An 11,331-nucleotide genomic window follows, 5' to 3' on the forward strand; every position below is an offset into this window, starting at 1 on the left:
GCCAGCATGTCACCTAGCGGATCATTGATGCTCATCGATCGTCCTTACCAGCTCGACTTGATCATGCCGGGGATCAGGCCCTGGCTTCCGAGTTCGCGCAGCGCGATACGCGACATGCGCAGCTTGCGGTAATAGCCGCGCGGGCGGCCCGTGAGGTCGCACCGGTTGCGGATGCGCGTCGGCGATGAGTTGCGCGGCAGCTCGGCGAGCTTGAGGCGCGCCGCAAACCGCTCCTCGGCCGGCAGCGAGCGGTCGGCGGCGATCGTCTTGAGCCGCGTCCGTCTGGTCTTGTACTTCTTGGCGAGGCGGCGACGCTTCTTGTCCCGCTCGATCATGCTGGTCTTAGCCATTCACGTCCTCCTGTCGCGGCCAGTCGCCTAGCTGCGAAACGGAAAATTCAAGCCCGCCAGCAGCGCGCGCGCTTCCTCGTCGGTGCGCGCCGTCGTGCAGACGATGATGTCCATGCCGAGCACATCCTCGACCTTGTCGTAATCGATCTCGGGGAAGATGATGTGCTCTTTCAGTCCGATGGCGAAATTGCCCCGCCCGTCGAAGCTCTTCGGGTTCAGCCCGCGGAAGTCGCGCACGCGCGGCAGGGCGATGTTCACCAGCCGGTCGATGAACTCGTACATGCGGTTCTGGCGGAGCGTCACCTTGGCGCCGATCGGCATACCCTCGCGCAGTTTGAAGGTGGCGATCGACTTGCGCGCCCGGGTGATCACCGGCTTTTGCCCGGCGATCAGGCCGAGATCGTTGGCCGCGGCCGTCACCTTCTTCTGGTCGTTGATGCCCTCGCCCACGCCCATGTTCAGCACCACCTTCTCGAGGCGCGGCACCTGCATGGGGTTCTTGTAGCCGAACTTCTTGGCCAGTTCGGGCTTGAGCACGGTCTGATAGTGCTGCTTGAGGCGCGGAATGTAGCTGTCTTTAGACATCGATGATCTCACCCGAGCGCTTGGCAAACCGGACCTTGCGCCCGTCTTTCAGAAATTTGTAGCCGACGCGCGTGGGGCTCCCATCCTTGGGATCCTCGAGCGCGACATTGGAGACGTGGATCGGCCCCTCCTTGGAGATGATCCCGCCTTCTTGCGTGGCGGTCTGGCGCTGATGGCGCCGCACGACGGCGACCCCGCTCACGATGACGCGATTCTCGCCCGGCATCACCTTGAGCACTTCGCCCTTCTTGCCCTTGTCCTTGCCGCTGATGACGACCACGTGGTCGCCCTTCCGGATCTTGAGCTTGGCCATCTACAGAACCTCCGGGGCGAGCGACACGATCTTCATATGCTTCTTGGCCCTCAGCTCGCGCGTCACCGGGCCGAAGATGCGCGTGCCAATCGGCTCGCCTTGCGCGTTGACCAACACCGCGGCATTCCGGTCGAAGCGGATGATCGAGCCATCGGGACGGCGCACGCCCTTGGCGGTGCGCACCACTACGGCCTTCATCACCTGGCCCTTCTTCACCCGGCCGCGCGGGATCGCCTCCTTGACGGAGACCACGATGGTGTCGCCGATTCCGGCGTATTTCCGCTTCGACCCGCCGAGCACCTTGATGCACTGGACGCGCCTCGCCCCGGAATTGTCGGCGACGTCGAGATTTGTCTGCATCTGAATCATGGCACTTGCCCTTGCTCAGGCCGCATCGGCCCGACAACTCCGTTTCTTATCCAGCCGCCTGCTCACGCGGCAGCACCACCCAGCGCTTCTGCTTCGAGATTGGCGGACATTCCTCGATCCACACCGTCTCGCCCACCTTGAACTCGTTCTTCTCGTCGTGGGCGTGATAGTTCTTGCTCCGCCGCACTGTCTTTTGCAGCAAAGGATGGGTGAAGCGCCGCTCGACGCGGACCACCACGGTCTTGTCGTTCTTGTCGCTCACCACGACCCCTTGCAGAACTCTCTTCGGCATCGTTTTGCGTCCTAGCTCTTGGCCTTGGCCTTGGTTGCGGCCTTGGGCTTCGCCGTCTTGATCTTCTTGGTCTTCGCTTCCGCCTTCGCCTTGGCTTCGGCCTTGGGCTTCGCCTCGGCCTTCGGTTTCGCTTCGGCCTTGGGCTTCGGCTCGGCCTTCGGCTTCGGCGCCGCAGTCTTGGGCGCGGGCACGCGGCCCAATGCCGCCTCGCGCGCAATGGTCTGGAGGCGGGCGATGTCGCGCCTGATCTGGCGGACGCGCGCCGTGTTCTCGAGCTGGCCGGAGGCCGCTTGGAAGCGCAGATTGAACTGCTCCTTCTTGAGCTTGAGGAGCTCGTCGGAGCGCTGATCTTCGGTCAGCCCGCGGACTTGAGCGGCCTTCATGACGCCGGCACCTCGCTGATGCGCGCGACCACGCGCGTCTTGATCGGAAGCTTGGCGGCGGCAAGACGAAGCGCCTCGCGCGCCACCGCCTCGCCCACGCCGTCGATCTCGAACATGATACGGCCGGGCTTGACCCGGCACACCCAGAACTCCGGCGTGCCCTTGCCCTTGCCCATGCGCACCTCGGTCGGCTTCTTCGACACCGGCACGTCGGGAAAGATGCGGATCCACACCCGGCCCGAGCGCTTCATCTGGCGCGTCATGGCGCGGCGCGCCGCCTCGATCTGCCGTGCGGTGACGCGCGCGGGCTCCTGCGCCTTGAGTCCGTAGGTGCCGAAATTGAGGTTCACCGCGCTCGACGCGGCGCCCTTGATGCGGCCCTTATGGGCTTTGCGGAACTTGGTGCGTTTCGGTTGCAGCATGACGTGAAACTTTCCCCGCGCCTAAGCCTGTGCCTGAGCAGGCTCGCGGCGCCCTTGCGACCGGCCGCCTTCCTGCGCCTCGAGCGCGCGATTCTCTTGGGCCATGGGATCGTGCTCCAGGATCTCGCCCTTGAAGATCCACACCTTGATGCCGATCACGCCATAGGCCGTGCGCGCGAGCGCCGTGCCGTAATCGATATTGGCCCGCAGCGTGTGCAGCGGCACGCGTCCCTCGCGATACCACTCCATGCGCGCAATCTCGGCTCCGCCCAGCCGCCCGCCGCAATTGATGCGAATGCCGAGCGCACCCATGCGGATCGCCGACTGAACCGCGCGCTTCATGGCGCGGCGGAAGGCGACGCGGCGCTCGAGCTGCTGGGCAATGCCCTCGGCGACAAGCGTGGCGTCGATCTCGGGTTTGCGCACCTCGACGATATTGAGATGCACTTCCGAGTCCGTCATCGAGGCGAGCTCGCGCCTGAGCTTCTCGATGTCCGAGCCCTTCTTGCCGATCAGGATGCCCGGCCGCGCCGTGTGCACCGTCACCCGGCACTTCTTGTGCGGGCGCTCGATCACCACCTTGGAGATGCCGGCCTGCTTGCGCGTGTCGAGGATGTGCTTGCGCATCTTGAGGTCCTCGTGCAGGAGCCGCGCATATTCGCCGCGCGAGGCGTACCAGCGCGAGTCCCACGTGCGGTTGACCCCGAGCCTGAGCCCGATCGGATTGACCTTCTGTCCCATCAAGCAGACTCCTCGACTTGGCGCACGACCACGGTGATCTGCGCGAACGGTTTCAGGATGCGGCCGGCGCGACCCCTCGCCCGCGCGCGCATGCGCTTCAGCACCAGATTCTTGCCGACATAGGCCTCTGACACGACGAGAGAGTCGACATCGAGATCGTGATTGTTCTCGGCATTGGCAATGGCCGACTCGAGCGTTTTCTTCACGTCCTTCGCCACGCGCTTGCGCGAGAAGGTGAGATCGGCCAGCGCGCGGTCGACCTTCTTGCCGCGGATCAGCTGCGCAAGCAGGTTGAGCTTCTGCGGGCTCACGCGCATGAGCCGCGTCACCGCCCTCGCCTCGTTGTCTTTAAGCGCGCGTTCGCGCTGCGGCTTGCCCATGTCGTTTAAGCCTTCGCCGTCGCTGTGGGTGTCGCTCTCTTCGCCTTGCGGTCGGCCGCGTGGCCGTAGAAGGTCCGCGTCGGGGCGAATTCGCCGAATTTGTGGCCGATCATGTCCTCGGTGACGAGCACCGGAACATGCTTGTGGCCGTTATGCACGCCGAAGGTCAGCCCGACGAATTGCGGCAGGATGGTCGAACGGCGCGACCAGATCTTGATCACCGCGTTCGAGCCGGAGGCGCGCGCCTTCTCCGCCTTCTTCAACAGATATCCGTCGACGAACGGACCCTTCCAAATCGAGCGACCCACTTGACTAACCCTTCTTCTGATGGCGGCTGCGCAAGATGTACTTGTCGGTCGACCGGTTGTGCCGCGTCTTCTTGCCCTTGGTCGACTTGCCCCACGGCGTGACCGGATGACGGCCGCCCGAGGTGCGGCCCTCGCCGCCGCCGTGCGGATGATCGATCGGATTCATGGCGACGCCGCGCACGACGGGCCGCCGCCCCTTCCACCGCACCCGCCCGGCCTTGCCGATCGAAACGTTGGAATTGTCGGGATTTGACACCGCGCCCACGGTCGCCATGCACTCGGCAGGGACCATGCGGGTCTCGCCGGAATTGAGCCTGAGGATGGCATAGCCCGCATCGCGCCCGACGAGCTGCACGTAGGCGCCGGCGGCACGCGCGAGCTGGCCGCCCTTGCCAAGCTTCATCTCCACATTGTGGACGATGGTGCCGATCGGCATGTTGGCAAGCGGCATGGCGTTGCCGGGCTTCACGTCGACCTTGGTGTCGGCGATGACCGTGTCGCCCGGCGCGAGCCGCTGCGGGGCGAGAATATAGGACAGCTCGCCGTCCTCGTATTTGATCAGCGCGATGAACGCGGTGCGGTTCGGATCGTATTCGATCCGCTCGACGGTCGCCGGCATGCCGCGCTTGGCGCGTTTGAAATCGACCATGCGATAGGCGCGCTTGTGGCCGCCGCCGCGATGCCACATCGACACGCGGCCGAGATTGTTGCGCCCGCCGGTCTTGCGTAGACCCTCGGTCAGCGCCTTGACCGGCTTGCCCTTGTAGAGGTGGCTCTTGTCCACAAGGACAAGCTGCCGCTGCGAGGGCGTGGTCGGTTTATAGGTCTTGAGCGCCATCGCTTAGATCCTCGTCGTCACGTCGATCCTGTCGCCCTCGGCGAGGCGCACGATCGCTTTCTTGACGTCCTGCTGCTTGCCCTTCACGCCGCGGAAGTGCTTGGTCTTGCCCTTGCGGGTGAGCGTGTTGACCGCCACGACCTTGACGCCGAACAGCTGCTCGACCGCCGCCTTGATCTCCGGCTTGGTGGCGTCGCGGCGCACCTTGAACACGACCTGGTTCGACTCCGAGACGGCGGTTGCCTTCTCGGTGATCACCGGGGCGACGATGACGTCATAGGCGTCGAGCGTGCTCATTTGAACCGTGCCTCCAGCGCCTCGAGCGCAGCTTTGGTGAGCACGAGCTTCTCGTGCCTCAGAATGTCGTAGACGTTGATGCCGGCAACCGGGAGCACGTCGACGTCGGGAAGGTTCCGCGCGGCGCGGGCAAACGCTTCCTGCACTTCGGCTCCGTCGATGATCAGCACCGAGCCGAAGCCGAGCTTGGCGAAGCGCGACTTGAGCTCCTTGGTCTTGCCTTCCTTCAGCTCGCACTTGTCGAGCACGACGAGCTCCTCGGCCTTGGCCTTGGAGGACAGAGCGTGCTTGAGCGCGAGCGCCCGCACCTTCTTCGGCAGATCGATGGCGAAATCCCTCGGCTTCGGCCCGAACGCCTTGCCGCCGCCCCGGAAGATCGGCGCCTTCTTGCTGCCGTGCCGGGCGCGGCCGGTGCCCTTCTGCCGGTACATCTTGGCCGTGGTGTAGTTGACCTCAGAGCGGTCCTTGACATGGGCCGTGCCGCCTCGGCGCTTGGCGAGCTGATAGCGCACCATGCGTTGCAGAATGTCGACGCGGGGCTCGAGCCCGAACACGTCGTCCCGGAGATCGACCGTTCCCGCCTTCTTGGCGTCGAGCGTGGTGACGTCGGCTTGCATTAGCTCTCGCTCCCGCCCTCGGCCTCGACGCTCTCAGCGCCCGGCGTTTCGGACTTGTCGTGTTTTGCCTTTTTCGGCGCTTCGTTGGCCGCCTTGCGGAACGCGCCGGGCTTCGGCGCGCTCTCGGGCAGCGCCCGCTTTACCGCATCGTGGATCGTGACCCATCCGCCCTTGGCTCCGGGGACGGCGCCGCGGATCATGATCAGCCCGCGCGCGGGGTCGGTCTTCACCACGCGCAGGTTCTGCGTCGTGACGTTCACGTCGCCCATGTGGCCGGCCATCTTCTTGCCCTTGAACACCTTTCCGGGGTCCTGGCGCTGACCGGTCGAGCCGTGGCTCCTGTGGCTCACCGACACGCCGTGGCTTGCGCGCAGGCCGCCGAAGCCATGCCGCTTCATGACGCCGGCGAAGCCCTTGCCAATGGTCGTTCCCGACACGTCGACGAACTGGCCCTCGACGAAATGGTCGGCGGTGATCTCCGCGCCCACCTCGATGAGATTTTCCGGGCTCACGCGGAACTCAGCGAGCTTGCGCTTGGGCTCGACATTGGCCACGGCGAAGTGGCCGCGCGCGGCGCGGCTCATGCGCTTGATCTTGGGACGGCCGGCGCCGAGCTGGAGCGCGGTATAGCCGTTCTTCTCCGCCGTGCGGTGGCCGACGACCTGGCAATGATCGAGCTTCAACACCGTCACCGGGACATGCTCCCCGGCGTCGGTGAAGATCCTGGTCATGCCGACCTTCTGCGCGATGACTCCTGATCGCATCGGTCTAATTCCTTGCCTCGTCTCGCGCCCTTACAGCTTGATCTCGACGTCGACGCCCGCTGCGAGGTCGAGCTTCATCAGCGCGTCAACCGTCTGCGGCGTGGGATCGACGATGTCGAGCAGGCGCTTGTGCGTGCGCATCTCGAACTGCTCGCGGCTTTTCTTGTCGATGTGCGGAGAGCGGTTGACCGTGAACTTCTCGATGCGCGTCGGCAGCGGGATCGGCCCGCGCACCTCGGCGCCCGTGCGCTTCGCGGTGTTGACGATCTCCTTGGTCGACGCATCGAGGATGCGATGGTCGAAGGCTTTGAGCCTGATTCTTATGTTCTGGCTTTGCATCTCGATGGTCCCAAAATTGAGAGGAGCGCGCCGCCTAGGCAGCGCGCTCTCTTGCCTCCCTTACTCGATGATCGACGCCACGACGCCCGCGCCTACGGTGCGGCCGCCCTCGCGGATGGCGAAACGAAGCTTCTCTTCCATGGCGATCGGCACGATCAGCTCGACCGTCATGTTCACGTTGTCGCCCGGCATCACCATCTCGGTGCCTTCCGGCAAATGCACGACGCCGGTCACGTCGGTGGTGCGGAAGTAGAACTGCGGCCGGTAGTTGGCGAAGAACGGGGTGTGGCGCCCGCCCTCCTCCTTGGTGAGGATGTAGGCCTCGGCCTTGAACTTGGTGTGCGGCGTGATCGAGCCGGGCTTGGCCAGCACCTGGCCGCGCTCCACGCCCTCGCGATCGACGCCGCGCAGCAGGCAACCGACATTGTCGCCGGCCTCGCCCTGATCGAGCAGCTTGCGGAACATCTCGACGCCGGTGACGGTGGTCTTGCTCGTCGGCTTGATGCCCACGATCTCGACCTCCTCGCCGACCTTGATGATGCCGCGCTCGATGCGGCCGGTCACCACCGTGCCGCGGCCCGAGATCGAGAACACGTCCTCGATCGGCATGAGGAACGGCTTGTCCTTGGGACGGTCGGGCTGCGGGATGTATTCGTCCACCGCCTTCATCAGCGCCTTGATCGCGTTCTTGCCGATCTCGTCGTCACGGCCCTCGAGCGCCGCCAGGCCCGAGCCCTTGACGATCGGAATCTCGTCGCCGGGGAACTCGTATTTGGACAGAAGCTCGCGCACCTCGAGCTCGACCAGGTCGAGCAGCTCCGGGTCGTCGACCATGTCGACCTTGTTGAGGAACACGACGAGCGCCGGCACGCCGACCTGGCGCGCAAGCAGGATGTGCTCGCGGGTCTGCGGCATGGGACCGTCGGCGGCGGAGACGACGAGGATGGCGCCGTCCATCTGTGCCGCGCCGGTGATCATGTTCTTCACGTAGTCGGCATGGCCGGGGCAGTCCACGTGGGCGTAGTGACGCTTGTCGGTCTCGTACTCCACATGCGCGGTCGAAATGGTGATGCCGCGCGCCTTCTCCTCGGGCGCCTTGTCGATCTGGTCGTAGGCGGTGAACTGCGCCTTGCCTTCTTCGGCCAAGACCTTGGTGATCGCTGCCGTCAGCGTCGTCTTGCCGTGATCGACGTGACCGATCGTCCCGATGTTGCAGTGCGGCTTCGTCCGCTGGAATTTTTCCTTAGCCATGTTGGCTCTCCATCCTTCAACAAAAACAAGTCTGCCTAGGCGAACTTCGCCTTGACCTCTTCAGTCACGCCTTGCGGCGCCGGCGCATAGTGATCGAACTGCATGGTGAACTGCGCCCGCCCCTGGCTCATCGAGCGCAGGTTGTTGACGTAGCCGAACATGTTGGCGAGCGGCACCATGGCATTGATCACCGAGGCGTTGCCGCGCGTCTCTTGCCCGCGCACCTGGCCTCTGCGGCTGGTGAGGTCGCCGATGATGCCGCCGACATAGTCCTCGGGTGTTACCACCTCGACCTTCATGATCGGCTCGAGCAGCTTGGGCCCGGCCTTGAGCGCGCCCTCGCGGAACGCCGCGCGCGCGGCGATCTCGAACGCCATCACGCTCGAATCGACCTCGTGGTAGGCACCGTCGGTCAGCGTCACCTTGACGTCGAGCATGGGGAAGCCGGCGATGACGCCCGATTCCAACACGCTCTGCACGCCCTTCTGCACGCCGGGGACGTACTCCTTCGGCACGTTGCCGCCGACCACCTTGCTCTCGAACAGATTGCCGGCGCCGGCCTCGTTCGGCTCGATCGTGAGCTTGACGCGGGCGAACTGACCCGAGCCACCGGTCTGCTTCTTGTGGGTATAGTCGACATCGGCGCGCTTGGTGACGGTCTCGCGGAACGCCACCTGAGGCGCTCCGACATTGGCCTCGACCTTGAACTCGCGGCGCATGCGGTCGACGATGATGTCGAGGTGAAGTTCGCCCATGCCCTTGATGATGGTCTGGCCCGACTCGTGGTCGACCGAGACGCGGAAGGACGGATCCTCCTGCGCCAGACGGTTGAGCGCCATGCCGAGCTTCTCCTGGTCGCCCTTGGTCTTGGGCTCGACCGCGACCTCGATGACCGGATCGGGAAACTCCATGCGCTCGAGGATCACGGGCTTCGTGGGATCGCACAGCGTGTCGCCGGTGGTCACGTCTTTCAGACCCGCGAGCGCCACGATGTCGCCGGTGAAGGCCTCCTTGATGTCCTCGCGGTGATTTGCGTGCATCAGGAGCATGCGCCCGATGCGCTCCTTCTTGTCCTTCACCGTGTTGATCAGCGTCGTGCCGGAATCAAGCTTGCCGGAATAGATGCGGCAGAAGGTGAGCGAGCCCACGAACGGGTCGTTCATGATCTTGAACGCGAGCATGGAGAGCGGGGCGTCGTCGCTTGCATCGCGCGTGGTCGGCTCGCCGCTCTTGACGTCGATGCCCTCGACCGGAGGCACGTCGATCGGCGACGGGAGATAGTCCACCACCGCGTCGAGCAGCGGCTGCACGCCCTTGTTCTTGAACGCCGAGCCGCACAGGATCGGCACGAACTGGCTCGTTACCGTTCCCTTGCGGATGAGCGCCTTGAGCTGGGCCTGATCGGGCTCCTTGCCCTCGAGATAGGCCTCGGTCGCAGCCTCGTCGACCTCGACCGCCGTTTCGATGAGCATCTCGCGGTATTTCTTCGCCTGATCGAGCAGGTCGGCGGGGATTTCCTCGTCGTGGAACTTGGCGCCGAGCGACTCGTCGTCCCATACCACCGCCTTCATGCGGATAAGGTCGATGATGCCGGCGAAGCTCGATTCCACCCCGAGCGGAAGCTGGATCACGATCGGCTTGGCCCCGAGGCGGTCCTTGACCATCTGCACCGATACGAAGAAGTCGGCGCCGATCTTGTCCATCTTGTTGACGAAGATCATGCGCGGCACGCCGTATTTGTCGGCTTGGCGCCATACCGTCTCGGTCTGCGGCTCGACGCCCTGGTTGGCGTCGAGCAGGGCGACCGCGCCGTCGAGCACGCGCAAGCTGCGCTCGACCTCGATGGTGAAATCCACGTGGCCGGGCGTGTCGATGATGTTGATGCGCTTGCCGTTCCAGAAAGCGGTGGTCGCGGCCGAGGTGATGGTGATGCCGCGCTCCTGCTCCTGCTCCATCCAGTCCATGGTGGCGGCGCCGTCGTGCACCTCGCCGATCTTATGGCTCTTGCCGGTGTAGTAGAGGATCCGCTCGGTGGTCGTGGTCTTTCCGGCGTCGATATGCGCCATGATCCCGATATTGCGGTAATCCTCTAGGGGGGTGGCCCGGGGCATCGTCGAAATCCTTGCGTTCGTTACCAGCGGTAATGGGAGAAGGCGCGGTTCGCCTCCGCCATCCGGTGGGTGTCCTCCCGCTTCTTCACCGCGGTTCCGCGGTTATTGGCGGCGTCCAGCAGCTCCCCCGACAGCCGCTCGACCATGGTGTTCTCGTTGCGCCCGCGCGCCGCCGTGATGATCCAGCGGATGGCAAGCGCCTGACGGCGGTCGAGCCTGACCTCGACCGGCACCTGATAGGTGGCGCCGCCGACGCGGCGCGATCTTACCTCGAGCGCGGGCATCACATTGCGCAGCGCCTCGTGGAACAGCTCGACGGGGTTCGATTTTCCCTTCTTCTCCAACTGGTCGAGGGCGCCGTAGACGATCCGTTCGGCCACGGACTTCTTGCCCTCCTGCATGATGGAGTTCATGAACTTGGTCAGCACGATGTCTCCGAACTTCGGGTCGGGGATGACTTCGCGCTTGTCTGCTCTGCGACGCCTCGACATCTCGTGTGATCCGTTTCCTTAAACAAGAAAACGACCCGTTATTTGGGCCGTTTGGCTCCGTATTTGGAGCGCCGCTGCCGGCGGTCGCCAACGCCTTGGGTGTCGAGCACGCCGCGGATGATGTGATAGCGCACGCCGGGAAGGTCTTTGACGCGACCGCCCCTGATCATCACCACCGAATGCTCTTGGAGATTATGCCCCTCGCCCGGAATGTAGCTCGTCACTTCCATCTGATTGGTCAGGCGTACGCGCGCCACCTTGCGCAGCGCCGAATTGGGCTTCTTCGGCGTGGTGGTGTAGACGCGCGTGCATACCCCCCGCTTCTGCGGGCAGGCCTGCATCGCCGGCACTTTGTTCCGTTTGCCCGGCTTCTGGCGGGGCTTGCGGATGAGCTGTTGTATCGTCGGCATCGTCTGCCTTTACGTCCAATCGTTTCCCGCGGGCATGAGCCCATACCATCTGGCGCCGAATGAGCGGGTT

General features: G+C 64.6%; 18 protein-coding genes and 1 pseudogene. All 19 read right to left on the reverse strand.

Translation table 11 applies throughout. From position 1 onward, the window contains the following. Positions 1–44: 44 nt before the first annotated feature. Positions 45–350, reverse strand: coding sequence for a 30S ribosomal protein S14 (rpsN, locus tag VFB18_RS15505; RefSeq protein ID WP_324977356.1), 306 nt, complete (start codon positions 348–350; stop codon positions 45–47). A 27-nt stretch (positions 351–377) separates the two neighbouring features. Next, a complete protein-coding gene (gene rplE / locus VFB18_RS15510) occupies positions 378–935 on the reverse strand; it encodes a 50S ribosomal protein L5 (RefSeq protein WP_324977359.1) in 558 nt (185 codons plus the stop codon). Then, positions 928–1,248, reverse strand: a complete 321-nt coding sequence (gene rplX / locus VFB18_RS15515) for a 50S ribosomal protein L24 (protein ID WP_324977362.1) — start codon at positions 1,246–1,248, stop codon at positions 928–930. The genes rplE and rplX overlap by 8 nt, the downstream gene beginning before the upstream one ends. After that, positions 1,249–1,617 (reverse strand): 50S ribosomal protein L14, encoded by a 369-nt coding sequence (rplN, locus tag VFB18_RS15520; RefSeq protein WP_324977364.1) that lies wholly within the window; start codon positions 1,615–1,617, stop codon positions 1,249–1,251. It lies immediately after the preceding gene. 46 nt (positions 1,618–1,663) lie between these two features. Next, entirely contained in the window at positions 1,664–1,909 is a 246-nt protein-coding gene (gene rpsQ, locus VFB18_RS15525) for a 30S ribosomal protein S17 (protein WP_324977367.1), read from the reverse strand. Between the two features lie 200 nt (positions 1,910–2,109). Further along, positions 2,110–2,292, reverse strand: a pseudogene (rpmC, locus tag VFB18_RS15530) (50S ribosomal protein L29); the annotation flags it as partial. Further along, positions 2,289–2,714, reverse strand: a complete 426-nt coding sequence (gene rplP / locus VFB18_RS15535) for a 50S ribosomal protein L16 (RefSeq protein WP_324977370.1) — start codon at positions 2,712–2,714, stop codon at positions 2,289–2,291. The gene rplP and the pseudogene rpmC, both read right to left, overlap by 4 nt. Positions 2,715–2,735: 21 nt before the next feature. Further along, positions 2,736–3,455, reverse strand: coding sequence for a 30S ribosomal protein S3 (gene rpsC, locus VFB18_RS15540; protein WP_324977373.1), 720 nt, complete (start codon positions 3,453–3,455; stop codon positions 2,736–2,738). Then, entirely contained in the window at positions 3,455–3,835 is a 381-nt protein-coding gene (gene rplV / locus VFB18_RS15545; protein ID WP_324977376.1) for a 50S ribosomal protein L22, read from the reverse strand. Before rplV ends, rpsC begins: the two co-directional genes overlap by 1 nt. A 5-nt stretch (positions 3,836–3,840) precedes the next feature. Beyond that, complete coding sequence (rpsS, locus tag VFB18_RS15550; protein ID WP_324977378.1) at positions 3,841–4,143, reverse strand: 30S ribosomal protein S19; 303 nt, start codon at positions 4,141–4,143, stop codon at positions 3,841–3,843. 4 nt (positions 4,144–4,147) lie between these two features. Next, on the reverse strand, positions 4,148–4,981 hold the full coding sequence (gene rplB, locus VFB18_RS15555; RefSeq protein ID WP_324977380.1) for a 50S ribosomal protein L2: 834 nt from the start codon (positions 4,979–4,981) through the stop codon (positions 4,148–4,150). A 3-nt stretch (positions 4,982–4,984) separates the two neighbouring features. Next, entirely contained in the window at positions 4,985–5,278 is a 294-nt protein-coding gene (locus tag VFB18_RS15560; protein ID WP_324977383.1) for a 50S ribosomal protein L23, read from the reverse strand. Further along, on the reverse strand, positions 5,275–5,895 hold the full coding sequence (rplD, locus tag VFB18_RS15565; RefSeq protein WP_324977387.1) for a 50S ribosomal protein L4: 621 nt from the start codon (positions 5,893–5,895) through the stop codon (positions 5,275–5,277). Before rplD ends, VFB18_RS15560 begins: the two co-directional genes overlap by 4 nt. After that, positions 5,895–6,659 carry a 50S ribosomal protein L3 gene (gene rplC / locus VFB18_RS15570; RefSeq protein ID WP_324977390.1) on the reverse strand — a complete coding sequence of 255 codons (765 nt, stop codon included), beginning with the start codon at positions 6,657–6,659 and terminating at the stop codon, positions 5,895–5,897. Before rplC ends, rplD begins: the two co-directional genes overlap by 1 nt. A gap of 30 nt (positions 6,660–6,689) precedes the next feature. Further along, positions 6,690–6,998, reverse strand: coding sequence for a 30S ribosomal protein S10 (gene rpsJ / locus VFB18_RS15575; RefSeq protein WP_069438070.1), 309 nt, complete (start codon positions 6,996–6,998; stop codon positions 6,690–6,692). A 60-nt stretch (positions 6,999–7,058) separates the two neighbouring features. Continuing rightward, complete coding sequence (gene tuf, locus VFB18_RS15580; protein ID WP_324977399.1) at positions 7,059–8,249, reverse strand: elongation factor Tu; 1,191 nt, start codon at positions 8,247–8,249, stop codon at positions 7,059–7,061. A gap of 35 nt (positions 8,250–8,284) precedes the next feature. Further along, complete coding sequence (gene fusA / locus VFB18_RS15585) at positions 8,285–10,360, reverse strand: elongation factor G (RefSeq protein ID WP_324977402.1); 2,076 nt, start codon at positions 10,358–10,360, stop codon at positions 8,285–8,287. A 20-nt stretch (positions 10,361–10,380) separates the two neighbouring features. Continuing rightward, complete coding sequence (gene rpsG, locus VFB18_RS15590; protein ID WP_324977405.1) at positions 10,381–10,851, reverse strand: 30S ribosomal protein S7; 471 nt, start codon at positions 10,849–10,851, stop codon at positions 10,381–10,383. A 38-nt stretch (positions 10,852–10,889) separates the two neighbouring features. After that, complete coding sequence (gene rpsL, locus VFB18_RS15595) at positions 10,890–11,261, reverse strand: 30S ribosomal protein S12 (RefSeq protein ID WP_324977408.1); 372 nt, start codon at positions 11,259–11,261, stop codon at positions 10,890–10,892. Positions 11,262–11,331: the final 70 nt, after the last annotated feature.

The sequence above is a fragment of the Methyloceanibacter sp. genome (assembly GCF_035650995.1).
In the GTDB taxonomy this organism is placed as follows: domain Bacteria; phylum Pseudomonadota; class Alphaproteobacteria; order Rhizobiales; family Methyloligellaceae; genus Methyloceanibacter.